Below are 24,308 nucleotides of genomic sequence, written 5' to 3'. Positions count from 1 at the left end.
GGTGATTGTTAATGAAAGGAAAAGTTTTTTTAATTACGACTTTAGTATTATTAGCAACATCAATCTCAACAAGTGCATTCTATCCGACTCTAAGCGGTCACAAAAGCGGTAACCTACTATCTTACAGAGCTCAAACTACTACGAATCAAAATGCATCTCGTTGTTCAGTAGCAATTTCTTTTATTAAATCAAATGGAAATAATTCATATATTGAAAGCGCTTCAGATAGATTAGGATCCCATGAATCTGGAAGAGCATTAAATGCTACTGTGAGTAATGGTGCATATAACGCCTTTGGGGCAAAAGGATTATACTCTGAGCATTATGCTAATGAGAATAATGACTATCAAGAAGATACACACAAAGGTACTTTTGATAGTAATGGTAACTTACGATTACAGTGGTAAAAAACATTAAACAGTTGTCTTTATAAATATTTGCATAAGGAGAAGGGGATGTTCATCATCTCCTTCTTATTTAAAAGGAGCACAGACATGTACCTAGCTTTTAAAAATATAAAAAACAACAAACTATTTTCCGTAATTCTTCTTATGGCATTTTTTATTTCTTTTCTTTCTATATCAGTAGCTGCGCTTTTAACAGAATCTAAACGGAATTTTATATCTGCTTTTCAAATCGGTTTCCCAGAAAACAATCAAATTTTAACTGTTCCGATAGCGAATGCAACTGAATTGGAAGAGATAATTCCTTTCATACAAGATACTTTTGTGAAAAGTGATATTTACGTAGAGCATTTAAAAGCATTGAATAGTTCAGGGGCAACAAAGGTTATAGCTGTGAACTTAAAAGATGATTATTATTGGAAGCCATATATTTCTGAAGGACAATATTTTCATCGTGAAAATGTAAACGATATAGTTGTTGGTGATCAAACGAATGTAGAGGAATTATATGAAATTGATGATACATATAAAAAAATAGGAACTATATCGAGAAAAGACAGTGACGTTGGTGTAGCAGGCATATACGTTCCACTTCAAAACTTACCTACTATATCTAAAAAAAGTATTATCGCGAGTAAACAATTACAATTAACAGTTGTTAACCCTACATCATCTATCCATAACGAAATAAAAATATTTATGAATAAGAGCAAAGAAGTAATTTCGGGTGAGGTTCAAATACTGAATAAAAGAGATTCCCAGGAACTAAATGTAACATATATAGATCCAGCAAATAAGTATTATTATAAATTCATTCTTGTTGCAATTGTTTCTGGCATTTCTGCGGTTTTATTTTGGATTTATAAAAAAGAAAGAGAGATTTCATTAAAAAAAGCAGTAGGTGCTTCTAATATATCTATTTACTGCGAACTATATATTCAAATTTTGTTTATTTCTCTAGCAGCGATGTTCTTAGTTTTTATTACACTAGAAATATTTTCGGGAACAATTCATACGTATTTTCAGACATACTTAGTAAAACCGTTAACACTATATGTATTGATATGTAATGTTGTTTTTATAATTTTTCTTACATTTTTTGTTACTGTAATTCCAATCAAGCACATTATAAATATATATCCCGGAAAACACTTAAGAACGTAGGAGGTCGTTATGTTTTTTATATTTGATTCTATACGGTCTGTTAAAAAACGGTTGTTACCAAGTTTGATGATAGTAATTTCTTTAATTATTGCATTTTCTTCAGTAATAGAATTTGTTAGTAATCTTTCGGGATATCGAAAAATGATGACGGTAGCAAATAATTTATCGACTCATAAAAATTTCTATGAACTTTATGCGACGCAAGATATAACATTGTTTAGCGAAGAAAAAGCGAAAAGTGATTATCAGCATTTCATTCAAGGGTTATCTAATACGATACCAATAACAAATAAAACTACTTATTTGTTTCGTAACTATTCACTTAGTTTAAAAGAAGAAAATGGAACGATAAAGACTCTTATTGTTGATAAAGATATTAATAAGTACTTTCATATACAAATTTCACAAGGAAGATATTTTAAGGAATCGGAATTTCATAAATCAGTATTTGATATTAGACCTGTTATATTAGGGGCTAATTATACAGGTAAGGTATCTATTGGTGATGTTATACCATCTGGAAAAATGAAGCTAAAAGTAATTGGCTTTTTAGAAAAAAATTCACCATTCACATATCCTCGAAGCGGTGAAATATCGGATAATCGTATTACATTATTAGATGACATGGCGATTTTACCAATTGGAACAGAAGAAATAGATTTCTATAGTGTAGAACTTTTATACAATGGGTTAATTATAGAAACAAATGAGAAGATAAATATAAATGAATTTCAAAAGAAAGTATTAAAGGTAACAGAAGGTAAGGGGTATTCGTATTATGTTACAAATCCGGATAAATTATTAGAAAATGAAAAGCAAGGCATTGATAATATGTCATATCCCTTATTATTAAGCGGTACAGTCTTATCTTTTTCATTTATATCTATTTTATTAACATCAATGGCCACGCTTTATATGGAACGTAAAAATATTTCTATTAAATCAGCATTGGGAGCAAGTACTTTTCAACTATGTCTTCCGTTTATTATTGAGTATATGTTGTTATTCATTTTATCTATATGTATAGGAATTATGTATTTCCAATGGGAGAATAGCGGAGTAATTGAAATTCAGAAAGGGCTAGAAAATAGTATAGTATCTTTCTTTGGAACGTTACAAGTATCTAAAGAATCATTGATTGTTATAAGTACGATATCAATTGTAATGATCTTCATTATATATACAATTATTTATTTCAATGTATTAAAAATAAAAAATACATATATGAAAGAGGTGTTATAGATGATTCAGCTCGCAAATGTGGCTAAGGGTTTTGGAAAGAATGATTTTAGTGCTTTAAAGGATATTAATCTTACAATAGAAAAAGGCGAAATGATAGCTATTATGGGACCCTCTGGTTCTGGGAAATCTACTCTCCTTAACATTATTGGCTTAATCGATAGCCCCTCTGCTGGAAAGTATTTTTTAGATGGAATGGATACGAGTACATTAAAGGCAAATTATCATAAGTATCGAAATACGGAAGTTGGATTTGTGTTTCAGAACTTTTCGCTACTAGATGATTATATAGTTGTTGAAAATGTAATGCTTCCGCTTGTATATAGAAGAATGTCTCATAAGAAACGTATGCAAATATCAAAAGAAATGCTGAAAATGGTAGGGCTTGAGGGGCATATTAACAAATATCCTTACGAGTTATCAGGAGGAGAGCAGCAAAGAACAGCGATAGCAAGGGCGTTAGCACAAGATACAAAAATTATACTTGCTGATGAACCGACTGGTGCTCTTGATCAAGAAAACGGGAAGAAAATTATGAGTATTTTACAAGAGATTCATAAACAAGGAAAAACGGTGCTAGTTGTAACACACGATCAAAAGGTAGCTGCATACTGCCAGAGGACCATACGTTTGCTTGATTGATATATGGTATAATATGGATAAAAGTATGTAAAGAGGTGATACATATGGAAAATGTATATAAAGGTCTTAGGCATACTGGATTTACTATGATGTTTATTTTTTGTGTCGTATTTTTATTGCGCTGGTTCATTCATGATGAAATGCTACTAGACCAGCTGATTGGATGTAGTGTAGGAATGCTGATGGTTATTTCATCCATTTTCATTCAAAAGTATAGTAAAGAAGTACAGGTGAATGAGAAATATTAAAGGTTTCTAATCTTTTTTAAGTAGTTTTGGCGTAGAGGAGGCTTTCATATGATTTTTTTATTTGCCGTATATTTTGTTGTCATTATGACGTTAGTAATTACATTTCTTCTTTCAAAAAAATCATATAAGAAGCCTATTATTAAATATATACCAACGTTAATATTAATTATTTTGACTTTCATTTCTTCTGTTATGTTTGTATTGAATAATGGAATGGGAGAGCTGATAATAGCCGTCTCTTTAGGAATTGCAGCGATAGTGAACGGTCTTTTACTTCTTGTATTGAAAGTAGCGCATTGAATTCCGATGCGCTACTTTTTATGTATAAAAAAATCCCTCATAAAGAGGGATTTTAATGTGGTAAGAAAATCAATTGATAAGCGAACAAGATTCCGAATACATACACAAGTGGGTGAACAGAACGAAATTTACCTTTTGCCACTTTCATAAGTGGGTATGAAATAAATCCAAGTGCGATACCTGTTGCGATACTTGATGTAAGTGGCATGCTTAAGATTACTAAGAATGCTGGGAATGCTTCATCAAATGCGTCCCAATCGATGTGGCGAACTGAACCCATCATAAGGCTACCAACGATAATTAATGATGGTGCAGTAATAGCTGATACACCAGAAACGGCACTTACTAATGGTCCGAAGAATGCAGCTAGTGCGAATAGAACAGCTACTGTAACAGTTGTTAAACCAGTACGACCACCAGCTGCAACACCAGCAGATGATTCAATGTACGCTGTTGATGGTGTTGTTCCGAACATAGAACCGATTGTTGCTGAGAATGAGTCAGATAGAAGAGCTCGTCCAGCTTTTGGAAGCTTTCCGTCTTTCATAAATCCACCTTGTTGAGCAACGCCAAGTAATGTACCTGTCGTATCGAATAATGTAACAAGGAAGAATGAGAATACAACGCCGTACAATCCGTAGTTAATTACATCAGATACAGCAGTAATTGGATTTGAAACGATAATTCCTTCTGGTAATCCAGGCATTGATGTAACACCGTTTGAGAATGTTAATTGTCCTGTGAAGAAAGCGATAATACCAGTTAATAGCATTCCGATAAATAGTGCGCCATTTACATTTAAAGACATAAGGACAATTGTAATTCCAAGTCCAGCTAATGCTAGTAGTACTGGAGCAGAGTGAAGATCACCAAGTCCAACTAAGTTTGCCTCATTTTTTGTAACGATACCTGTTAAACGTAAACCGATAAAGGCGATGAAAAGACCGATACCAGCAGTAATTGCATGCTTTAAGTTTTCAGGAATTGCTTCCATTAATTTTGTACGAAAAGATGTGAATGATAACAAAATTAAAATCATACCTGCTACGAATACAGCAGAGAATGCAATTGCGAAAGTCATGCCTTCATGAGCTTTTACAACAGAGTAAGAGAAGTAAGCATTTAATCCCATACCTGGTGCAATTGCGATTGGTAAGTTTGTAAAGATCGCCATAAATAATGTTCCGACAACAGCAGCGATAATTGTTGCTGTAAATGCTTGTTCAAATGGAACTCCTGCATCCCCAAGGATGACAGGGTTTACGACAATGATATATGCCATTGTTAAGAAGGTAATAATACCTGCCATAATTTCAGTTTTAATAGAAGTTTTATGTTTTGAAAGGTTAAACATATAAACATCCTTTCTGTTTACGAATAATTTTCACAACAGTTATATATAATATTCGTTTTTTAACTATTTTGCAATAGTTTTGCATAAAAAGTTTACAACAATTCATATTTTGTGTCTTAAATTCGAATATTAATCGTAAAACGACGTGTGAATTTCAGTTTTTATTGTGCACATATTATAAGGAAAAGGAGTTGAAAGACGCTATGCCGCAGCAAAAAAACTTTATAACAATGCCAGCGCAACATCAAAATAAACAGCCTGGTATTGAATCCTTAATGAATCCTTTACCGCAGTTTGAAGATACAAATTATAAAGGAAGCGAAAAATTAAAAGGAAAGAATGTATTAATTACAGGAGGGGATAGCGGGATTGGACGAGCTGTTTCCATCGCTTTTGCGAAAGAGGGAGCGAATATTGCAATTGCTTATTTAGATGAAGAAGGAGATGCGAATGAGACGAAGAAACGTGTAGAACAAGAAGGCGTAAAGTGTATGTTGTTACCGGGGGATTTAAGTGAAGAACAGCATTGTAAAGATATTGTAGAAGAGACTGTCCGGCAGCTAGGTAGTTTAAATATTTTAGTAAACAATGTCGCGCAGCAATATCCGCAGCAAGGGCTAGAATATATTACAGCAGAACAGCTAGAAAAGACGTTTCGCATTAATATTTTTTCTTATTTTCACGTTACGAAAGCCGCACTTTCTCATTTAAAGAAAGGGGATGTCATTATCAATACGGCATCTATCGTTGCGTATGAAGGAAATGAAACTTTAATTGATTATTCCGCAACGAAAGGAGCAATCGTAGCTTTTACAAGATCACTTTCTCAGTCGTTAGTACAAAAAGGGATCCGTGTAAATGGTGTGGCACCGGGACCAATTTGGACACCACTTATTCCATCAAGCTTTGATGAGAAGAAAGTTTCTCAGTTTGGGAGCAATGTACCAATGCAAAGACCTGGTCAACCATATGAACTAGCGCCAGCGTACGTATATTTAGCGTCCGGTGATTCATCCTATGTTACTGGGCAAATGATTCATGTAAATGGCGGCGTTATTGTTAATGGATAGTTTTCATTTATAAGAGCAAAGTAAAGTTAATTCCACTTATTATAGTGAGCGCTAGGGGGGATATAGATGAAAAAATTATGTTTCGTCATCCTATTATTTTTCATCCTACCGGTTAGTGCTTTTGCTGATACAGATCATTTAATATTAGTGAACCTTACGACAAACCAGTTGTCTTTTTTTGAAAATGGAAATTATACAAAAACATTCCCCGTAACAACTGGAAGAGATCGTACACCTACGCCTGAAGGTAATTTTTGCATTATAACTAAATATAAAAATAAAGAATATCATCGAAAAAAAATACCTGGTGGTGCAGCGAATAATCCTCTCGGTACGCGCTGGTTAGGTTTGGATAAAAAGGAGTATGCAATTCATGGAACAAATCGGGAATGGACGATTGGAAGTCGGGAGTCGAATGGCTGTATTCGCATGCATGACCGGGATATACAATGGTTATATGACCGGGTGCAATTACAAACAAAGGTAATTATTTCCCGTTTTCATACGAGCCCTGAATATGAAGCAAATAAACTTGGTTACCGCGTTGTGAGCTGGAATGGTCGTAAAATAGAAGAAGAGCAAATTGGTATGCTTACGTTAGTAGACCGCGCCGATATATATTGGCAAGAACCAAATGGGCAGTTAACGAAAGTAAAAACGGTATTACCAAACGAAAGATATTCAGTGTATTCAAAACGAAAAGATGGAATATATTATATAGGAAACAATTTGTATATAGTGGATGAAACTGGAGAAAAAATTCGTTATGAGCAAATTCCTTCTTCGGTTTTAAGTAATATATATAAACGAAAATATAATGTTCCGTAATAAGCTACCGTATTATAGACGGTAGCTTATTTCTACTTCGAGTTTAACTGCAACTATTGGATTTTGCTGAATATAATACAGTACAGATAGGGGGCGGTTACATTATGAAAAGTGAATTTGCTTTTAAAGTTTTCTTAGTAACGACCTGTTTATTTATCGTGTATTTGTATGCGTTTCTCGTTTTTTCTTTTTATGTTCCATATGTTGATTTAATATTGTTCTTCGGATTTATTTGGGCATTTGTGAAAGCAAGAGAAGGTGAGAAGAGTATATATCGGCGCATTACCCTATGCGGGACAGCTATTCTCGTTATTTTGTACTTTTTTATCATGCATGATTTTTGGAGAGGGATGTAAAAAAAAGCATACGAGTAATCGTATGCTTTTTATGTTTAATATTTTGGCTTAAATGTATGGCAACAAGTTTCTACACTTGTTGTTACAGAGCTTTCTAGCGTCTCGTTTGTTAAAACTGCGCTTGTGTATGAATCATTTGTATTCGAACCAGTTTCTTCTGCATCTGGTTGAACAACGATTGCACTTGCTTGACAAAAGTTACCTTGTCCCCAAAATGAGCAATTGGAAACAGAGCATTTCACTTCTGGCATAAAACCCCCTCCTTATACATTAGTTTGGGATTTTACGCCCATTTCATGTGTAGAAGGAGTTTCCTTTTCTCGTTATTTTTTCGTTTGCTCAAGCCATTCTTTTAATTTGTCTTTCGGCTGTTCTCCACTAATACGGCTTACTTCTTTGCCATCTTTGAAATGAATAATTGTTGGAGTTCCTTTAATGTTATATTCATCCCAAGGAGCATCTATTTTTTCAATATCCATAACTTTCATATCAACGTTCAAGTCTTTAGCCATTGGTACTACGACAGGTGATAGCTTTTGACAGTGAACACAAGATGTTTGATAAAAGTATACTGTTTCTTCTTTTTTCTCTTTTAAATTCTTTTGAAGATCTGAAAGAGAGATTTTGTTTGTATAGTAGTCAGGACCATTTGTTGTACTACCAGTAGCATTATCAATTTTTTGGCTAGTAGCATTTTTTTCTTCCATTTGTGTGACAGCGAAAATTGCTACAAATAAGGCGATAATAATACCACCAAATATAAGCATTTTTTTCATGATTTCATCTCCTTATTTGTTTTTTATTACAATAAAACTACATACAGCGATTGTAATAAAGCCGATAAGTGCTAAAAACGGGATTGTAATAAAACCAAACCAGTTTATGAATTCTCCGGTGCAGGGTACACGGCCGCAAGCTGCTCCAGCAGCTGAAAATGCTGGGACTTTTTGAATTGCATAGTGATATAAAGAAATACAAGCACCAATACTTGCAATTGGTAAAGAATAACTTGCGATGCGATAATCTTTCTTTGCTACAGCGATACCGAGCCATAAAACGAATGGATACATAATAATACGTTGATACCAACAAAGTACACAAGGCTCAAATTTCATGATTTCGGAAAAGTACAGACTTCCTAGTGTAGCGATAAAAGAAGCTCCCCATGCGGTAAGTAAAGCATATTCTTGCTTTTTTTCTCGTCCCATATTTTATACCTCTCTTATAATAGTTACATACTAAATTATAGTATGAAGTAGCACAGAAAAGAAAGAAAAAATATGTTTATCAATAAAAGTTTTATAAGGGGAAACTTTTATTGATATAAACATTTTAAAAAAGCGCTATTCTCATAAAGAGAATAGCGCTATATTTTACATTTGAATTTGCTCTACTTCATCTATATGTGACTTTTGGGATGCATGGTCAATATATTGAAATAGGAGCTGCAATTGTTTATCAACTTCTGGTAGTTCTTTACTGTATTGATAAGCGTGTAAAAAGTGTTCAATACGCTTAGAAAATAATTGATCGTTCGTTTGAACCATAAGAACGAGTAATTTATCCCAATTACAGCAATACGTGTAATAGAGAGCTTTATCATAGTCGTTATATGTTTGCACTGTGTACCCTCCTTACTGAGGAGTTATATATAGTGTGTGACAAGCAAGGAGAAATACACTTGAAAGAATTTGTTAAGAAAAAAGGTGAATGAAAAGAAAAAACGAGGAATGTCCCCGTTTTTAAGCTTTTGGCATTGGCGTAGGTGTTGGCTTGCCGTAGCCCTCTTTGTATTTATTGTCGATATAGTTACGAATTTCTAGCGTTGATTTTCCTTTTTGTTTCATGGAAGCAGATTCAACCGCGATTTCTAAGCAATTGACGCAAGTCGTTGCGTGGGAATCCCAAACAACTTCACCATTCTTTTTAATTTCACGAATAAAGCAGTTTTTATTATTTTTATGTCCCACACTATCACCACAACCGCAGTAACATGGAATCCAATCTAATAGCTCTGCATTTTGTCCAGCGACAGTGTAGATATCTTTCATTTGTGGATCAAGCTTGTCTAAGAAGGTAGGAAGTGTGTCGACTCCTTTTGTTTTTTCTTGAATATCAGCTTGCTGAGTATGCGATGCGTGGTCATGCTCTTCTTTTGATTCAGATGATTTTTTTTCATTTGTACTAGTAGCTCCGCATCCAGCAAGAATTAAACTCAGTACTGCAAGTAAAGAAAATACATATTTCTTCATACGCTTGTCCCCTTTACAAATGTATTACTCAAATTGTATCAGAGATTATGGTGTATCGGTTGAAGATTTTTTCGACTGATTTTTGAAGCGCCATCGCAGTGAATGAAAGAGAAATAAAATTGGGATATAAGCGTATACAATATATAAGCCTGCTTGAGATAGCACCGTATTTAATGTATTGATACTTTCACGGTTTGTGAAAAATAAGGAAGCTGTAAAGACTATTAAGGTGAAAAATGGTAATGTGAATTTAAAAGGAATATGGAATGAACGCTTCATCGTTTGACATGATGACCAAATGGTTAAACAAAGATTTGGCAAAATAATTAAAAACCAAACGAAAATAATAATGTATTCAAAGCGTTGAATGAAAGGAACTTTAATGATTTTTAACATTGTTAAAGTAGGCCAAATCGTGTGATTTAATTGGCCCTCGCTATAATACATAAAAGATACGATGGCTAAAACTACATAAATTAAGGTACTGAAAGCAATACCTGCATGAGCCCATCTTTTTAAGGATTCTCCTTTTTCAATAAATGGATAGAAGATTAAGATTGTTTCAAAACCAAGAAACTCTAACGCAGAGTGTTTTGCAGATATAAGCATGTCAAAAGGTGAATGTGTAAAAATAGGTAAAATATTGCGGAAGTGTGCATATTTCATTGGATAGATTAAAAAGAATATCACAAAAATAGGAAGCACAATACCCCAAAAGCATATCCCTGTCACAGAGCGGAACCCGCCTTTTATAATATAGTAAGTCACTAATAAAAACATAAGGGTAAGTTTCCATAATTTAATAGTAGGGAAAATCCAAACTTGTATTACTTCCATATATGTACGGAGAACAGTAAGGCAGAATAATAAGCAATAAAGAGTAAAAATTACGGAAAATATAGAACCAATCCATTTTCCAAAGGTCGTCGTATGAATGGTAATTAAATCTCCATCTTTTTCTAACATTTTTAGCATGCAAAAAAGTATAATATGAGTTGCAATCCCCGCAATAATAAGAGAAATCCAGGCATCATAACCAGCATTTTTTAAAATTACACGTTGATATCCAAGAACTCCTATTCCGATTTGAAGAGAATGTAATAAGATAAATGCAAAGTATGGAGAGACTGTCTTTGCTTTATTCATGGCCTATTTCACCTCACTATTCCCCGATTCCAGATTGTACAATATTAAGATCTAAATTGATATCCACCGCTACATTCGGATACATATTTCGAATTTGTTTTATATTCCATTTTCTCGTATGACTTCTAATTTCATCGCGTACTCCTAAAGGATCAATTTTCTTTTCCTGAAATTGTTTTATTAAATCTTCACAGTCTTTTTCAACATTTCGTTCAATTTGTTTTTTTATATAAGTGATATTTGTTTTTTTTCTTAAATCAATCCAATTGGGAGAGTTTTTAATTAATCCATTTAATTTCAAATGGATTTTTACTTTTGGTATGTCGCCGGTTTGATCAATATCATATTTATTTTCCCCAGCTAAGTTTTGTATGACCACCATACCTTTATGTTTATTCTTTTTTATCGCTGCCTCGTAACGCCCATTTTTTGTAGGGTTAATTAGTAGTTTTGCTAAAACAGAGTGTCTTTTATCTGTATACATAACGACTTTATCACCTCTTAAAAAAGCAAGCCCTTTGACAGCGACGGAATGATTATCGCCCATTTTAATATAAGGGACATAGGCATCACATACCGAAGAGTAGTAATTATATAAAAAAATATTTAATGCAGTTTGTGGAATGTTCTCATTTCTTATATTTTGCTCGAGTAAATCAGCAATATATAATGATCCATTTTGTTTGCCATAATTTAAAAGCTCTTCAGCTGATCCATGTACAATTGCTAGTTGTATATCACGTCCGATATTTGGATCACGTTGTAAGTTAGTAATAATCTCTCCCATTCCTTGTTCTCCTAAATCTTTCCCAAATAGAACGACACGCATTTGACCTACAACAACATTGTGGGGGGATTTCGCATTTAATCGTGAAGCGATTGTTTCAAGTGAGCGAGCAGATGTTGATTGAGTTTCTGGCTTAGACTTTACACCATGTGTATACTCTGGAAATAAGATCGTTCCTTGGAATCTTTTATTTTTTGTAATGTCAAATCCAGCAACATGAATAATACGTTGCGTATCCACTACATACGTTTGTGTACAGCCAGTTTGTAGAACAAAAAAGATTATAATAAGGAACAATAAAAGTTTTTTCATTCATTATCACCATCACGTTTTTGCTTCGATTTGTTTGGATTATAGCGCCATTTTGATTTTGGTCTAAGAAAAGAAGGCCTTTGTGCCGTTTGGCTAAATGGTAATCGAAGAAAACCTTCTGCTGTACCTAAACCACGGAATGGATATAAAGGTAATAAATAAGGTGATCCAAGTGATTTTAATTTAATTAAATGAGCTAAAATGAATACAAACCCGACAATAAGACCTAATCCGCCAAATGCACCAGCTAAAAGAATAAGCGGAAATCGTAACAACCGAATAGTAGAAGACATTTTTACAGTCGGTGTTGTGAAAGATGCAAGAGCGGATAAAGCAACTGCAATTAATAAAATCGTACTTGTTAAAGCGGCTTCAACAGATGCTTGCCCAATTACAATCCCGCCAACAATACCAATTGTTTGTCCGACTTTTGTCGGTAAACGTGCTCCCGCTTCACGAAGCAATTCGATTGTAATTTCTAAAAAGAGTGCTTCTAGAATAGGCGGGAAAGGTACGTTCGCTCGCGAGAAAATAATAGGTCCTAGTAAATCAGCAGGAATCATTTGATAATGATATGTTAAAGCCGCTGTATAAATAGCGGAGGAAAAAAGAGAGAATATAGCTCCGAAGAAACGAATAACGCGAAAGAACGATCCAATCATCCATGGTAAATAATAATCTTCTGGTGAAATGAAAAAATCTAGTAACGTTGTCGGTCCAGATAAAGCATATGGAGATCCATCTGTTAAAATTAAAACTTCCCCGTTAATTAATGCAAATACCGCTCGATCTAATCGTTCTGTAGGTAATAGAACAGGGAACGGTGAATTGCTATTATCACTAATAAATTGCTCAATCATAGTCGAATCAAATGGTACATCAAAGTCAATGTCTTCTAGTCGTTGTATTGCAGTGTTGATAAATTGTTCATTTGTAACCCCTTCAATATAAGCAACCGCTACTTTCGTTTTTGACATAGATCCAACGATGACTTCTTTGAAAATGAGTTGCTCGGTTACAATATTTCGGCGCAATAAGTGTATATTTGTATCAAGGTTTTCAACGAAACCGATCTTAGGTCCAATTACGCTATACTCATTTTCTGTATCGTTATATAATCGTGTTCCTAAAACAGTACTTTCGGCACGAATTAAAGCATATTGATCGGGATTCGAATTGCTTTTTAAGCGTACTAAAATATATCCACCTAATAATTTCTCACGAATATCATCAATAGAGGGAGAGATAATAACATCTTCAATGGAGACAATATTACATAGGTCAGAGATATTTTGAATATGTTCTGATTCCTTTTTTATAGGAGTTAAAATAAACTGTTTAATAATAAGTGCTTCCACGACAGATTTATAATAAAACAAGCATAACGTTTCATCTTCAAGTACGTTATAAGAGACAAAATCGCTAGATTCTTTCATGGTTTTTATAAATTCTGGAATAGAACAAATTGTTTTTGTACTAGTCTTTTTGGATTTCTTAGATGATAAACCGAACATTTTCTCACCCCTGACATATATCATTTACTTATGTTAGTTTTTGGGAAAGGCGGGAATTTATACTTGAAAATTGAAAGTTCATAAAGAAAAGGAAGAGTATTGAAAACCTCTTCCTTTTTGGCGTATTAATTTGTTTTTTTTTCCTTAATAGACTTTACTAATTTAATCATTTCAGCTCGTATATCTTCTTTTTTTACATTTAATTTTTCGGCAATCTGTTTCATATCCATTCCGTCTTTTTTCATTTTTAGTACATCGTCAAGTGGGGTATTACTTTTTTGAGCGATGATTGTTAGTACTGTGAGCTGGCGTAATCCGATATTGTATTCTTTCATTTTTTGTTTTAGTACATCGGGTGTAGATTTTTGCATAGTTGCTAATTGTTGCAGTAGTGCCTTTTTCGTTTCTTTATTCATATGATGCTTTTTCAACTTACTTGGATCTACGCCGAAGTGCTCGGCTGTTTTCTCCCAAGATTTATTTTGTTTATAGTAAGCTAAAACATCTTTTATTTCTTTTTTACTCATTCTTGCAATGTGAGCAGCTTTCCAAATTTCATGTTTGTTATAGCCGAGTTTTTCGAGTGACTGCATTTCTTCTTCGGAAATGAGTTTATGATGGTGGAATGTTACTTCTTTTGGCGTAGCAGCGTAAGTAGGGAGGACGGTTGCCCCGAATAATAATGCTGCCATAGTCATACTTACTACGATTTTTTTGTACATATAAATTCCTCCTAGATGGATAATGTGGAAAACTGTACACATATCATTTCCATAAAATGTGAAATACTTGTGAACAAATGAAGTTTTTTTATTCACAGTATAAAATGACGTTTTTGGAAGTTTTCCAACATAAAACATTGATTAATAGTAAAAAACTAAGGTATAATCGAAATTGAAAATCAATATCAATATCAATAACAAATGTATACATATAGATGAAAATAAGGGAGAGAAAAATATGACTACATATACTTCCATCGCAAATGTGATTAAAGAAAGACGCTCTGTACGTACATTCACAGATAAAGCTGTAGATAAAGAGTTATTAATTGAACTATTAAACGACGCAACGTGGGCACCGAATCATAAACACCGTGAACCATGGAATTGTAAATTATACATTGGAGAAGGCCGTCAGAAGTTAGTAGACGCAGTATTAAACTCTTTCACAGAAGAAGAAAGAGCGAAACGCGGTAAAATTTTATCTGATCGTTTCTTAAGCACGCCTGCACAAATCGTTGTATATATAAATGAAGACCCTCGTCAAATTCAACGTGACGAAGATTACGCTGCAACATGTGCATTTATGCAAAACTTCCAGCTTCTTGCTTGGGAACGTGGCTTAGGTTGTGTTTGGAAATCAGGCGGATTAAACTACAATCCACTATTTATAGAAGGACTTGGTTTAACAAGAGGTCAACGCATCGTTGGAATTCTTCACCTTGGCTATTTCGATAAAGCACCAGAAGGAAAAGCTCGTACGCCGATTACGGAGAAGATGGAGATTATTGAAGGTTAATAGATGAGACATTCTCGCTTTTTATGAGGATGTCTTTTTATTATGCAATCAATCCTCATGAAAGCTTGTTCTCAATCATACACTTTCTTAAGGGAAAGTGTAAGGAGGGAAAATAATGAGAGCAAGTGACGATAAAGCACTGCAATATGCGATTGCGGAAATTACGGAAATTGCTACTGGATTTGGGCTTGATTTTTATCCGATGCGTTATGAAATATGTCCAGCGGAAATTATTTATACATTTGGTGCGTATGGGATGCCGACGCGGTTTTCACATTGGAGTTTTGGAAAACAGTTTTTCAGAATGAAATTACAATACGATCTAGGGCTTAGTAAAATATACGAACTCGTTATTAACTCTGATCCATGTTATGCCTTTTTATTAGATACGAACTCGTTAATTCAAAATAAATTAATTGTAGCGCACGTGTTAGCACACTGTGATTTCTTTAAAAATAATATTCGTTTTTCAAATACGAAGCGAGATATGGTAGAAAGTATGTCAGCGACAGCTGAACGGGTGAAAGCGTATGAGCATAAGTACGGAAAGGCAGAAGTAGAAACATTTTTGGATGCCGTACTTGCCATTCAAGAACATATTGATCCGTCGCTCATGCGTCCGAAACTTGCGTGGAGTATTGATGATTTAGAAGAGGAAGAAGTAGAAAAGAAAAAGGCATCACAATATGATGACCTATGGAATTTAGATGATCGAAATAAAAAGAGGGAACGTCCCAATGTACGTAAAAAGAAGAAAATTCCGCCGCAACCAGAAAAGGACTTACTCCTCTTTATTGAAGAATATAGCCGTGAGCTAGAAGATTGGCAGCGAGACATATTAACGATGATGCGTGAAGAAATGTTATATTTCTGGCCGCAACTTGAAACAAAGATCATGAATGAAGGCTGGGCATCATACTGGCATCAACGTATACTTCGCGAAATGGACTTAACATCTGATGAAGCAATCGAATTTGCGAAATTAAATGCAGGTGTCGTTCAGCCATCAAAAACGAGCATTAACCCATACTACCTCGGTATTAAAATGTTTGAAGATATTGAAGAACGCTACAACAATCCGACAGAAGAAATGAAACGAAGAGGCGTCAAACCAGGATCTGGTCGTGAGAAAATGTTTGAAGTACGAGAAATTGAATGGGATGTATCGTTTTTAAGAAACTACTTAAATAAAGATCTCGTAATGAGAGAAGATATGTACTTATTCCAGCGCCAAGGAAAAGAGTATAAAGTAATAGATAAAGAGTGGGAACATGTACGTGATCAGCTCGTAAATATGCGTACAAATGGTGGATTCCCGTACTTAGTAGTAGAAGACGGGGACTACTTAAAGAACGGAGAATTGTACATTAAGCATAGTTACGAAGGAATTGAGCTTGATTTAAAATACTTAGAAAAAGTATTGCCATATCTTCATCAATTATGGGGAAGAACAGTGCATATGGAGTCGATCGTCGAGAGTAAGGGCGTTGTATTTTCTTATGATGGGAAGATGGTGCATCGGAAGTATGTGTGATGCAAAGAACGGACATAGAATACTATGTTCGTTCTTTTTTATTTGAAAAAAGGTAAAATATGCTATTCTTAAAAAAAGGGAGTTACATAGAGAAGTGGAGCGATTCAAATGAGCAAAATAGGGGTATGCAAGGTAGATATTACACCGCCTGTCGGTATTGATTTTGTTGGATACCATAGAGAGACAGGAATAAATAATATTGAAGAGCGTATTTATGGGACAGTTTTTGTATTTGAAAAAGATGAAATGAAAACTGTGTTTATAAGTATTGATAATATTGGAATGTTAGTAGAAGATACGAATATCATTCGTGAGCGAGTAGCTAGTAGGCTTCATGTGCCATTTGAGCGAATAACAGTTGTTTATACACATACACACTCTGGTCCGGAAACTGTTGGTGAGCGACATTTAGTAAGGTCGTATAAAACAATTTTAGTAAATAATGTGGTGCAAGGTGCGGTTACTGCGAATAACAACTTGAAGCGATGTGAAGTTGGCTGGGGTATTACGACAGGTGATATTGGGATCAACCGAAGAGAGCGAACATCTGATGGAAGAGCGAAGATGGGAACAAATATAGAGGGTGTTGTAGATAAACGAATTGGCATGTTAGCAATAAGAGATGTCGAAACGAAGGAGTTATCTGGGATTGTAGTATTTTGTACCGCGCATCCGAATGTTTTAAAAGGTGATAGCGATGTATTATCAGCGGATTATCCTGGAATGACGAGGGAGATTCTTGAGAGGATCGTAAACTGTCCTGTTATTATTGTGCAAGGAGCTGCTGGTAATGTAAATGCAAAGTATCGCGGTTCAAGGGAAGCATTAAAGAAAATGGCTTACACACTTAGTGGACATGTATTAACGATGTTGCCAACAGTTACATATAGCCCAATTGTAAATTTAAGAACAGTGTCGTGTAAGATGCAAATGAAATTGAAAGATATTCCTGAAATGAATGAGATACGAAGCATGGCTCAATTGGCGGAGAAGCAGTGGGGTGTAAATACGGATGAATGGCTTACTATCATTTTAGAGAAATATAAGCAAGGTATTCGGCAGTTACGTATGGATTTAGAAGTTCAACTGTTTCAAGTTAATGATGGGATGTTCTCTGGTATACCGATGGAACCTTTTTCAGAGACTGCGTTAGAAATGAAAGAGCGTCTTCAAAATGAAATAGCTTTTCTTGGTGGATATACGAATGGATATATTGGCTATTTACCAACAAAGGAAGAGTATGCATATGGTGGATATGAAGTGGAATTAAGCCCTGTTGTGTATGGAATGGTTACAAATTTGTTAATGCCACCGGAGGAGAATACAGCGGAGTTGATTGTGCATAGAGTTATGACATTATATAATGTGTAAAATTATTAATAAAACTGTAGAAAACGAATCCATTTTGAAAAAGAATACTCAAAATGGATTCGTTTTTTTATGGAGTTTTTAGTTACCAAACAGGTCGTATATTTGATGATAATTTCCCTGTGTTTTCGTTAGTAACGAATGTTGTTAAGTCTTCTTTGAGCGTTTGCATTCGTTCAGCACCTATGTTTTCAATCCATCGTTGCTCTATTTCAGCTACTATTTCTTCTTTCGCTTTCATTACGGCTAAACCACGTTCGGTTAAAATAATGATTTTGCCTCTTTTATCAGTAGGATGCTTTTTGCGCGTGACATAACCACTGCTTTCAAGAGAATCGATCATTTTGCTTACAGCTTGCTTAGAAATCCCTAAATACTCAGCTAATTCTATGCCTGTTGCTCCATTAGGTAGGATACGTTTGAACATAAAACCGTGTGCTGGTCTAATATCTTCAAATCCTAATTCACTTAATTTTTCATGTAGCTCAGTAATTAATGTGCTAAATGATAATGATAAAAGCGATGTAAGATCTAACTCGTTAAATGTTTGATCCATATATATAACCTCCGCACTTGTAGTCAATTAAGTTGACTATGTGTAATACTTATTGTACTATACACAATATAGTCAATCAAGTTGACTATATTGTGTTGGTAGAACAAATAATGATTTATATAAATAGAATCAATGGAGGTTTCACATGGTTCATATCGTAAAAATTAGAGGGAGTGTTTTTGCACCATATGCATCGCTGGAACCTATTAAGGATCCTGTAACAGGAAGATCGTTTGAATATGCTGGAGATGCACGTGAGTTTACACCATACGCGGTGAACGCAAAGCGTTCAAGGTTAGAACAAGAAGTGAATATTGATTTTTATAAAAGAGAAATTTTCACATATGCAGATGCTTGTATCGTCACAGTGAAGATTATAAATCCAGATGGCTCAACTGAGTATCAAAAAGGAGAAACAAGTACAGAAAATATTGTATGTACGAATATCGTATGGGGCGAGGATGAAGTTTCATTTGAAATGAGAGCAAGTGCCAGTAATCCGTTAAATACGGCAGCACCTGCAGCTGATTATTTGTTGGCTATACGAGTTAATAAAAGTGGTACTGTGCATGTTGAAGGTGTACATGATGGTTTCCCTTGCTATGAATTTTATAAACAAGTAGATTTTGGTCCGTTTGAATCAATGTATACACATGATTTTAGAGAAACAAATGATACTCCAGCAGCACTAGCTGGAGAGATGGAATATAGCTTTAAAACGACAGTCTAAACATAAATATAGCGCTATTTTTAGAAAGAAGTAGAAAAGTGAAAGAGAAACCTATTGGTTTTAGGATTGAAATTATGATCTATTTTACTCAATAGTATTCAGTATCTAAAATAAAATTATAGAGGTGTTTCTAATGACTAATATCGTAAAAATTAGAGCCAGTGTATTTATTCCAATGTCTTGGACAGAATCGAGGAAGGATATGGAAACAGGAAAAATAATTCAATTCGAAGGTGATTCACGTGAATTTACACCACATGCGGTAAATACTATGCGCTCTAGGGTTGAGCAAGAGGTAGTAGTGGATTTTTATAAAGAAGAAGTGTTTTCATATGCGAACACGGGTATTACGACAGAGAAGATTACGAATCTAGATGGTTCTGTGAATAAAAGAACAGGAAAAGCGAGTACTGAACATATTGTGTGCACTAATATCGTATGGAATCCTGATGGTGTGCAATTTAAAATGAGTGCGAGCGCAAGTAATCCGTTAAATATATATGCACCTCCTGTAGATTATGTATTACATGTATGTGTGAACAAGGATGGTAGTATTGATATTCAAGGAGAGCATGATGGATTCCCTTGTTTTGAATTTTATAAGCAAGTAGACTTCGGTTCATTTGAAAAAATATATACACATGATTTTAGAGAAACCGGTGATACAGCTGCAGCACTAGGCGGGGAAATGGATTATAGTTTTACAAAGAGATTATAGGAAGTATGACAATGGAACGATGTGTTGCTTCATTTGTAAGGAACTTGGAGATGTCTAAGTTCTTTTTTATTTGTTTCAAATTTGTGAAAGAAAGACATATATATTGAAAATGATTTTTGTATATTTTATTATATACCCATACGGGTATGAGTTTTCTGTTTTTGATACATTGAGAAAATAAATCATATGGAGGTTTGAAATATGTCTAGAAAAATTGTAGTAGTAGGTGGAGTTGCGGGCGGTGCATCGGTAGCTGCAAGGCTTCGCCGTTTAAGTGAAGAAGATGAAATTATTATGGTGGAGCGCGGTGAATATATTTCATTTGCAAATTGTGGCTTACCGTACTATATTGGCGGTGTTATTACAGAAAGACAAAAGTTATTAGTACAAACTGTTGAAAGAATGTCAAAGCGTTTTAATCTAGATATACGTGTATTGAGTGAAGTGGTAAAGATTAATAAAGAAGAGAAAACAATTACGATAAAGAATGTAACTACAAATGAAACATATAACGAGGAATATGATATTTTAATTCTTTCACCAGGGGCAAAACCAATCGTTCCACCTATTCCAGGTATTGAAGAAGCGAAGGCGATGTTTACGTTACGAAATGTACCTGATACAGATCGTATTAAAGCGTATATTGATGAGAAGAAACCACGTCATGCGACGGTTATTGGTGGCGGATTTATTGGAGTGGAAATGGTTGAGAATTTAAGAGAACGTGGGATTGAGGTTACTCTTGTAGAGATGGCAAATCAAGTAATGCCACCAATTGATTATGAAATGGCAGCATATGTACATGAGCATATGAAAAAGCACAATGTTGAGCTTGTTTTAGAAGGTGGTGTAGATGCATTAGAAAAGCATGGGACTGTTGTACGTTTAAAAAGTGGTTCAATCATAAAGACAGATATGATTATTTTAGCAATTGGTGTGCAACCAGAGAGCAGTTTAGCAAGGGATGCAGGGTTAGCACTAGGAGTTAGAGGAACGATAAAGGTAAATGAGAGTTTTCAAACGTCGGATCCACATGTATATGCAATTGGTGATGCGATTGAAGTGAAGGATTTTGTTACAGAAACAGAAACGATGATTCCGTTAGCGTGGCCAGCTAATCGTCAAGGTCGCATGTTAGCTGATATTATTCATGACTATACAGATTCTTTATATAAAGGGACGATGGGAACTTCTATAGCTAAAGTTTTTGATTTAACAGTTGCTGCGACGGGTGTAAATGAGAAAATATTAAAACGATTAAATATACCCTATGAGGTAGTACATGTGCAGGCGAATTCGCATGCGGGATATTATCCGAATGCTACGCCAGTGCTAATAAAATTAATTTTTAATAAAGAAAGCGGAAAAATTTATGGGGCGCAGGCATTAGGGCGTGACGGTGTAGATAAGCGTATTGATGTTATCGCAACGGCAATGAAGGCAAACTTAACTGTAATCGATTTACCGGATTTAGAATTATCATATGCCCCGCCATATTCTTCTGCAAAAGATCCAGTAAACATGGTGGGGTATGCAGCAAGTAATATAGTAGATGGTTTCGTGGACACAGTACAATGGCATGAAATAGATCGTATTGTTGAAAATGGTGGATATCTTATTGATGTTCGAGAGCCTAATGAACTAAAACAGGGAATGATTAAAGGTTCTATTAATATTCCGTTAGATGAATTACGTAATCGTTTGGATGAAGTGCCAATAGATAAAGAAATATATATTACTTGTCAACTTGGTATGAGAGGGTATGTTGCAGCGCGCATGTTAATGGAAAAAGGATATAAGGTAAAGAACGTAGATGGTGGCTTTAAATTGTATGGGACAGTATTACCAGAACGTGTTGCGTATTAATATTTTTTCATCTTCCACTTTAAAATTTGGTGGAAGATGAAAGCTTATGTATTAAGGTTTCACTTTTTATTTTGTGAACATATAAGATAAATATTAAAAATAGGGGTTTACAAAATACCCTATAGGGTATAATATATTGTCATAAGCTATAAATAGTGACATAATGGTAATGAGGTGATTATAGAATGGAATATAATCAAGATATGAAAAATAGATTGAAACGTATTGAAGGTCAAGTTCGTGGTGTACTTCGTATGATGGAAGAAGGAAAAGATTGCCGAGAGGTTATTACACAGTTAACGGCATCTCGTTCTGCACTTGATCGTACAATTGGACTTGTTGTTGGGACAAATTTAGAGCAATGTTTGCGTGAGCAGTTTGAAAGCGGTAATGGTTCAAATGAAGAGTTAATTAAAGAAGCTGTTCAATTACTTGTAAAAAGCCGATAATCTGTCAAACATAAGTGTTGACAGATTTTCAAAAACATTTTAATATACCCCTACAGGTATATGTATATAAATTGTGGAGGAATCGACTATGAGTATAAAAGTGGATATGAATCTAGATTGTAAAGGTTTGGCTTGTCCGATGCCGATTGTAAAGACGAAGAAGGCGATGGAAGGATTGACGTCAGGGCAAGTGATTGAAGTTCAGGCAACAGATAAAGGGTCTACTGTAGATATACAAAGTTGGGCGAGTAAAGTAGGTCATCAATATATCGGTACGAAACAAGAAGGTGATGTATTGATGCATTACGTTAGAAAAGCAAATGAGCATGAAATGAATGAAATAGTGAAATATCCTCATACAATTACGAATTCGGAATTGGAAGAGATAGTATTAAGTGGTGAAGAGTGTATTGTAGTAGATGTTCGTGAAGCGGCGGAATTCGCTTTTGGTCATATTCCATCGGCTATTTCAGTTCCATTAGGCGAACTTGGTAGTGCGGAATTAGATCAGACGAAGCAGATTTACGTTGTTTGTCGAACTGGTAACCGTAGTGATATAGCTTGCCACATGTTGAAAGAGAAAGGTTATGCAAATGTGAAAAATGTCATTCCAGGCATGTTAGAGTGGAAAGGGAATGTGGAATAATAAAATTTTTTAACTAAAAATATACCTATGGGGGTAATTAGATGAGCGTTAAAGCATTACAAGCAAAAGATGTTGCAGAGAAAGTTTTATTCGAAGAGTTATTTATTTTAGATGTTCGTAATGAGAAGGATTATAAAGATTGGAAAATTGAAGGAAAAGAAGTTACTTCAATGAATGTGCCGTACTTTGATTTATTAGAGAGGGTAGATCATATTGTCAGTGAACTACCTAAAGATAAAGATGTTTTAGTAGTATGTGCAAAAGAAGGTTCTTCTATATTTGTGGCAGAGCAATTAACAGAGGCTGGATTAGAAAATATTTATTATTTATCTGGTGGTATGAAGGCTTGGAGTGAATATGTAAAGCCGATAAAAGTTGGAGATTTAAAAGATGGCGGAAGTATGTATCAGTTTAACCGTCTTGGAAAAGGTTGCTTATCATATATGGTTATTTCGAACGGTAAAGCAGCAGTTATTGATGCAGTAAGAACAGTTGAAGCGTACGAAGAGTTTGCGAAAGAGCAGGGCGTTACGATTACGAATGTAATGGATACACATTTACATGCAGACCATATTTCAGGAGGTCGTAAGCTAGCTGAGAAAGTAAACGGGACGTATTGGTTACCGCCGAAGGATGCAGAAGAAGTTGTGTTCTCATATAAGCCACTTGTTGAAGGAACTGTTATTACGGTGGGGGGTACTACAATTGAAATTGATGCATTATACTCACCGGGGCATACAATTGGTAGTACTTCATTTATTGTAGATGAGGAGTATTTATTATCAGGCGATATTTTATTTGTAGATTCAATCGGGCGTCCAGATCTTGCTGGAAAGGCTGAAGATTGGGTAAGTGATTTACGTAATACTTTATATAGCCGATATAAAGAGCTATCTCAAAGTTTAATTGTGTTACCGGCTCATTATTCAAAAATAAGTGAAATGGATGAGCATGGTGTTGTGAGCGCAAAGTTAAAAGATTTATTTGCGTATAATGCAGGGCTAAATATTGAGGATAAGGAAGAGTTTCGGAAAGTTGTAACAGAGAATTTACCACCTCAGCCAAATGCTTATGAAGAAATTCGTCAAACAAATATGGGGAAAATTCATCCAAGTGCAGATGAAGAGCGTGAAATGGAGATTGGTCCAAATCGTTGTGCGGTTCATGAATAATAAAATAAATGAAACACGGAGGAATAGATGATGAATGTAAAACAGGTATTAGATGCAAAAGGATTAGCATGTCCAATGCCGATTGTAAGAACGAAGAAGGCAATGGAAGCATTACAATCAGGGGAAGTGTTA

30 protein-coding genes are annotated in these 24,308 nt (G+C 34.7%); 19 read left to right on the top strand and 11 right to left on the bottom strand.

What is annotated here, in order from left to right; all coding sequences use genetic code 11:
- The first annotated feature begins 11 nt into the window (after positions 1-11).
- From AC3WTI_RS14165 to AC3WTI_RS14140, 6 genes are all read left to right on the top strand, one after another.
- On the top strand, positions 12-407 hold the full coding sequence (locus AC3WTI_RS14165) for a hypothetical protein (RefSeq protein ID WP_142286598.1): 396 nt from the start codon (positions 12-14) through the stop codon (positions 405-407).
- Positions 408-494: 87 nt separating this feature from the next.
- Positions 495-1,568 carry an ABC transporter permease gene (locus tag AC3WTI_RS14160; protein ID WP_097840860.1) on the top strand — a complete coding sequence of 358 codons (1,074 nt, stop codon included), beginning with the start codon at positions 495-497 and terminating at the stop codon, positions 1,566-1,568.
- Positions 1,569-1,577: 9 nt separating this feature from the next.
- Entirely contained in the window at positions 1,578-2,810 is a 1,233-nt protein-coding gene (locus tag AC3WTI_RS14155; protein ID WP_097840861.1) for an ABC transporter permease, read from the top strand.
- Positions 2,811-3,449 (top strand): ABC transporter ATP-binding protein, encoded by a 639-nt coding sequence (locus AC3WTI_RS14150; protein ID WP_097840862.1) that lies wholly within the window; start codon positions 2,811-2,813, stop codon positions 3,447-3,449. It abuts the gene before it with no gap.
- Between the two features lie 44 nt (positions 3,450-3,493).
- Positions 3,494-3,697 carry a hypothetical protein gene (locus AC3WTI_RS14145; protein ID WP_087957424.1) on the top strand — a complete coding sequence of 68 codons (204 nt, stop codon included), beginning with the start codon at positions 3,494-3,496 and terminating at the stop codon, positions 3,695-3,697.
- Between the two features lie 48 nt (positions 3,698-3,745).
- Complete coding sequence (locus AC3WTI_RS14140) at positions 3,746-3,997, top strand: sugar ABC transporter ATPase (protein ID WP_087957425.1); 252 nt, start codon at positions 3,746-3,748, stop codon at positions 3,995-3,997.
- Between the two features lie 52 nt (positions 3,998-4,049).
- Here the strand turns inward: AC3WTI_RS14140 and AC3WTI_RS14135 are convergent, their stop codons facing one another.
- Positions 4,050-5,351 (bottom strand): NCS2 family permease, encoded by a 1,302-nt coding sequence (locus tag AC3WTI_RS14135; protein ID WP_000482729.1) that lies wholly within the window; start codon positions 5,349-5,351, stop codon positions 4,050-4,052.
- A gap of 203 nt (positions 5,352-5,554) precedes the next feature.
- On the opposite strand from AC3WTI_RS14135, the gene AC3WTI_RS14130 reads away from it, so the two are divergent.
- From AC3WTI_RS14130 to AC3WTI_RS14120, 3 genes are all read left to right on the top strand, one after another.
- Positions 5,555-6,421 (top strand): SDR family oxidoreductase, encoded by an 867-nt coding sequence (locus AC3WTI_RS14130; RefSeq protein WP_097840863.1) that lies wholly within the window; start codon positions 5,555-5,557, stop codon positions 6,419-6,421.
- A gap of 66 nt (positions 6,422-6,487) precedes the next feature.
- Positions 6,488-7,249, top strand: a complete 762-nt coding sequence (locus tag AC3WTI_RS14125) for a L,D-transpeptidase (protein WP_087957427.1) — start codon at positions 6,488-6,490, stop codon at positions 7,247-7,249.
- Between the two features lie 104 nt (positions 7,250-7,353).
- A complete protein-coding gene (locus tag AC3WTI_RS14120) occupies positions 7,354-7,605 on the top strand; it encodes a hypothetical protein (protein ID WP_076535709.1) in 252 nt (83 codons plus the stop codon).
- A gap of 35 nt (positions 7,606-7,640) precedes the next feature.
- Here the strand turns inward: AC3WTI_RS14120 and AC3WTI_RS14115 are convergent, their stop codons facing one another.
- The 9 genes from AC3WTI_RS14115 to AC3WTI_RS14075 form a co-directional block, all read right to left on the bottom strand.
- A complete protein-coding gene (locus AC3WTI_RS14115; protein WP_087957428.1) occupies positions 7,641-7,856 on the bottom strand; it encodes a DUF1540 domain-containing protein in 216 nt (71 codons plus the stop codon).
- Positions 7,857-7,928: 72 nt separating this feature from the next.
- Positions 7,929-8,381, bottom strand: coding sequence for a thioredoxin family protein (locus tag AC3WTI_RS14110; RefSeq protein WP_087957429.1), 453 nt, complete (start codon positions 8,379-8,381; stop codon positions 7,929-7,931).
- Positions 8,382-8,393: 12 nt separating this feature from the next.
- A complete protein-coding gene (locus AC3WTI_RS14105; RefSeq protein ID WP_087957430.1) occupies positions 8,394-8,813 on the bottom strand; it encodes a disulfide formation protein C in 420 nt (139 codons plus the stop codon).
- A gap of 165 nt (positions 8,814-8,978) precedes the next feature.
- Entirely contained in the window at positions 8,979-9,227 is a 249-nt protein-coding gene (locus tag AC3WTI_RS14100) for a YhdB family protein (RefSeq protein WP_048526289.1), read from the bottom strand.
- A 120-nt stretch (positions 9,228-9,347) separates the two neighbouring features.
- A complete protein-coding gene (locus AC3WTI_RS14095; protein ID WP_097840864.1) occupies positions 9,348-9,857 on the bottom strand; it encodes a PCYCGC domain-containing protein in 510 nt (169 codons plus the stop codon).
- A 45-nt stretch (positions 9,858-9,902) separates the two neighbouring features.
- Positions 9,903-11,003, bottom strand: coding sequence for a GerAB/ArcD/ProY family transporter (locus tag AC3WTI_RS14090; protein WP_087957432.1), 1,101 nt, complete (start codon positions 11,001-11,003; stop codon positions 9,903-9,905).
- Positions 11,004-11,019: 16 nt separating this feature from the next.
- A complete protein-coding gene (locus AC3WTI_RS14085; protein ID WP_087957433.1) occupies positions 11,020-12,102 on the bottom strand; it encodes a Ger(x)C family spore germination protein in 1,083 nt (360 codons plus the stop codon).
- Positions 12,099-13,616: a spore germination protein gene (locus AC3WTI_RS14080; RefSeq protein ID WP_097840865.1), complete on the bottom strand. Its 1,518-nt coding sequence runs from the start codon at positions 13,614-13,616 to the stop codon at positions 12,099-12,101. Before AC3WTI_RS14080 ends, AC3WTI_RS14085 begins: the two co-directional genes overlap by 4 nt.
- Before the next feature lie 125 nt (positions 13,617-13,741).
- Positions 13,742-14,338 (bottom strand): hypothetical protein, encoded by a 597-nt coding sequence (locus AC3WTI_RS14075; protein WP_142305830.1) that lies wholly within the window; start codon positions 14,336-14,338, stop codon positions 13,742-13,744.
- 238 nt (positions 14,339-14,576) lie between these two features.
- On the opposite strand from AC3WTI_RS14075, the gene AC3WTI_RS14070 reads away from it, so the two are divergent.
- From AC3WTI_RS14070 to AC3WTI_RS14060, 3 genes are all read left to right on the top strand, one after another.
- Positions 14,577-15,137, top strand: coding sequence for a nitroreductase family protein (locus AC3WTI_RS14070; RefSeq protein ID WP_000214810.1), 561 nt, complete (start codon positions 14,577-14,579; stop codon positions 15,135-15,137).
- A gap of 115 nt (positions 15,138-15,252) precedes the next feature.
- Positions 15,253-16,671: a stage V sporulation protein SpoVR gene (gene spoVR / locus AC3WTI_RS14065; RefSeq protein ID WP_097840867.1), complete on the top strand. Its 1,419-nt coding sequence runs from the start codon at positions 15,253-15,255 to the stop codon at positions 16,669-16,671.
- 108 nt (positions 16,672-16,779) lie between these two features.
- Positions 16,780-18,042, top strand: a complete 1,263-nt coding sequence (locus AC3WTI_RS14060) for a neutral/alkaline non-lysosomal ceramidase N-terminal domain-containing protein (RefSeq protein ID WP_097840868.1) — start codon at positions 16,780-16,782, stop codon at positions 18,040-18,042.
- An 82-nt stretch (positions 18,043-18,124) separates the two neighbouring features.
- Here AC3WTI_RS14060 and AC3WTI_RS14055 read toward each other — a convergent pair whose 3' ends face one another.
- Entirely contained in the window at positions 18,125-18,595 is a 471-nt protein-coding gene (locus tag AC3WTI_RS14055; RefSeq protein WP_087957436.1) for a MarR family winged helix-turn-helix transcriptional regulator, read from the bottom strand.
- Between the two features lie 145 nt (positions 18,596-18,740).
- On the opposite strand from AC3WTI_RS14055, the gene AC3WTI_RS14050 reads away from it, so the two are divergent.
- The 7 genes from AC3WTI_RS14050 to AC3WTI_RS14020 form a co-directional block, all read left to right on the top strand.
- The gene (locus AC3WTI_RS14050) at positions 18,741-19,325 is read left to right on the top strand and encodes a DUF3238 domain-containing protein (RefSeq protein ID WP_087957437.1); all 585 of its coding nucleotides are present in this window, start codon (positions 18,741-18,743) and stop codon (positions 19,323-19,325) included.
- A gap of 133 nt (positions 19,326-19,458) precedes the next feature.
- Positions 19,459-20,043 (top strand): DUF3238 domain-containing protein, encoded by a 585-nt coding sequence (locus AC3WTI_RS14045; RefSeq protein WP_087957438.1) that lies wholly within the window; start codon positions 19,459-19,461, stop codon positions 20,041-20,043.
- A gap of 201 nt (positions 20,044-20,244) precedes the next feature.
- Positions 20,245-21,909, top strand: a complete 1,665-nt coding sequence (cdr, locus tag AC3WTI_RS14040) for a CoA-disulfide reductase (RefSeq protein WP_097840869.1) — start codon at positions 20,245-20,247, stop codon at positions 21,907-21,909.
- Positions 21,910-22,094: 185 nt separating this feature from the next.
- Complete coding sequence (locus AC3WTI_RS14035) at positions 22,095-22,358, top strand: metal-sensitive transcriptional regulator (RefSeq protein ID WP_000456206.1); 264 nt, start codon at positions 22,095-22,097, stop codon at positions 22,356-22,358.
- An 88-nt stretch (positions 22,359-22,446) separates the two neighbouring features.
- Positions 22,447-23,004 carry a sulfurtransferase TusA family protein gene (locus AC3WTI_RS14030; protein ID WP_087957441.1) on the top strand — a complete coding sequence of 186 codons (558 nt, stop codon included), beginning with the start codon at positions 22,447-22,449 and terminating at the stop codon, positions 23,002-23,004.
- A 41-nt stretch (positions 23,005-23,045) separates the two neighbouring features.
- A complete protein-coding gene (locus AC3WTI_RS14025) occupies positions 23,046-24,176 on the top strand; it encodes an MBL fold metallo-hydrolase (protein WP_097840871.1) in 1,131 nt (376 codons plus the stop codon).
- A 27-nt stretch (positions 24,177-24,203) separates the two neighbouring features.
- Positions 24,204-24,308 (top strand): sulfurtransferase TusA family protein (locus AC3WTI_RS14020; RefSeq protein ID WP_492304375.1); only part of this gene is annotated, 105 nt, incomplete at its 3' end.

This window comes from Bacillus sp. EB106-02-03-XG38, from assembly GCF_058792175.1.
Note: the sequence above shows the minus strand (reverse complement) of the source record. Positions and strands in the feature narration are given on the sequence as shown.

Bases quoted from the DNA above. Each gene is read 5' to 3' on its own strand.
- AC3WTI_RS14155 (WP_097840861.1), top strand. From the start codon at position 1,578: ATGTTTTTTATATTTGATTCTATACGGTCTGTTAAAAAACGGTTGTTA.
- AC3WTI_RS14060 (WP_097840868.1), top strand. From the start codon at position 16,780: ATGAGCAAAATAGGGGTATGCAAGGTAGATATTACACCGCCTGTCGGT.
- AC3WTI_RS14045 (WP_087957438.1), top strand. From the start codon at position 19,459: ATGACTAATATCGTAAAAATTAGAGCCAGTGTATTTATTCCAATGTCT.
- AC3WTI_RS14145 (WP_087957424.1), top strand. From the start codon at position 3,494: ATGGAAAATGTATATAAAGGTCTTAGGCATACTGGATTTACTATGATG.
- AC3WTI_RS14110 (WP_087957429.1), bottom strand. From the start codon at position 8,381: ATGAAAAAAATGCTTATATTTGGTGGTATTATTATCGCCTTATTTGTA.
- AC3WTI_RS14125 (WP_087957427.1), top strand. From the start codon at position 6,488: ATGAAAAAATTATGTTTCGTCATCCTATTATTTTTCATCCTACCGGTT.
- AC3WTI_RS14130 (WP_097840863.1), top strand. From the start codon at position 5,555: ATGCCGCAGCAAAAAAACTTTATAACAATGCCAGCGCAACATCAAAAT.
- AC3WTI_RS14080 (WP_097840865.1), bottom strand. From the start codon at position 13,616: ATGTTCGGTTTATCATCTAAGAAATCCAAAAAGACTAGTACAAAAACA.
- AC3WTI_RS14085 (WP_087957433.1), bottom strand. From the start codon at position 12,102: ATGAAAAAACTTTTATTGTTCCTTATTATAATCTTTTTTGTTCTACAA.
- AC3WTI_RS14055 (WP_087957436.1), bottom strand. From the start codon at position 18,595: ATGGATCAAACATTTAACGAGTTAGATCTTACATCGCTTTTATCATTA.
- AC3WTI_RS14025 (WP_097840871.1), top strand. From the start codon at position 23,046: ATGAGCGTTAAAGCATTACAAGCAAAAGATGTTGCAGAGAAAGTTTTA.
- AC3WTI_RS14135 (WP_000482729.1), bottom strand. From the start codon at position 5,351: ATGTTTAACCTTTCAAAACATAAAACTTCTATTAAAACTGAAATTATG.
- AC3WTI_RS14140 (WP_087957425.1), top strand. From the start codon at position 3,746: ATGATTTTTTTATTTGCCGTATATTTTGTTGTCATTATGACGTTAGTA.
- AC3WTI_RS14050 (WP_087957437.1), top strand. From the start codon at position 18,741: ATGGTTCATATCGTAAAAATTAGAGGGAGTGTTTTTGCACCATATGCA.
- AC3WTI_RS14035 (WP_000456206.1), top strand. From the start codon at position 22,095: ATGGAATATAATCAAGATATGAAAAATAGATTGAAACGTATTGAAGGT.
- AC3WTI_RS14075 (WP_142305830.1), bottom strand. From the start codon at position 14,338: ATGTACAAAAAAATCGTAGTAAGTATGACTATGGCAGCATTATTATTC.
- AC3WTI_RS14105 (WP_087957430.1), bottom strand. From the start codon at position 8,813: ATGGGACGAGAAAAAAAGCAAGAATATGCTTTACTTACCGCATGGGGA.
- AC3WTI_RS14165 (WP_142286598.1), top strand. From the start codon at position 12: ATGAAAGGAAAAGTTTTTTTAATTACGACTTTAGTATTATTAGCAACA.
- AC3WTI_RS14030 (WP_087957441.1), top strand. From the start codon at position 22,447: ATGAGTATAAAAGTGGATATGAATCTAGATTGTAAAGGTTTGGCTTGT.
- AC3WTI_RS14070 (WP_000214810.1), top strand. From the start codon at position 14,577: ATGACTACATATACTTCCATCGCAAATGTGATTAAAGAAAGACGCTCT.
- AC3WTI_RS14160 (WP_097840860.1), top strand. From the start codon at position 495: ATGTACCTAGCTTTTAAAAATATAAAAAACAACAAACTATTTTCCGTA.
- AC3WTI_RS14095 (WP_097840864.1), bottom strand. From the start codon at position 9,857: ATGAAGAAATATGTATTTTCTTTACTTGCAGTACTGAGTTTAATTCTT.
- AC3WTI_RS14120 (WP_076535709.1), top strand. From the start codon at position 7,354: ATGAAAAGTGAATTTGCTTTTAAAGTTTTCTTAGTAACGACCTGTTTA.
- spoVR (WP_097840867.1), top strand. From the start codon at position 15,253: ATGAGAGCAAGTGACGATAAAGCACTGCAATATGCGATTGCGGAAATT.
- AC3WTI_RS14115 (WP_087957428.1), bottom strand. From the start codon at position 7,856: ATGCCAGAAGTGAAATGCTCTGTTTCCAATTGCTCATTTTGGGGACAA.
- AC3WTI_RS14150 (WP_097840862.1), top strand. From the start codon at position 2,811: ATGATTCAGCTCGCAAATGTGGCTAAGGGTTTTGGAAAGAATGATTTT.
- AC3WTI_RS14090 (WP_087957432.1), bottom strand. From the start codon at position 11,003: ATGAATAAAGCAAAGACAGTCTCTCCATACTTTGCATTTATCTTATTA.
- cdr (WP_097840869.1), top strand. From the start codon at position 20,245: ATGTCTAGAAAAATTGTAGTAGTAGGTGGAGTTGCGGGCGGTGCATCG.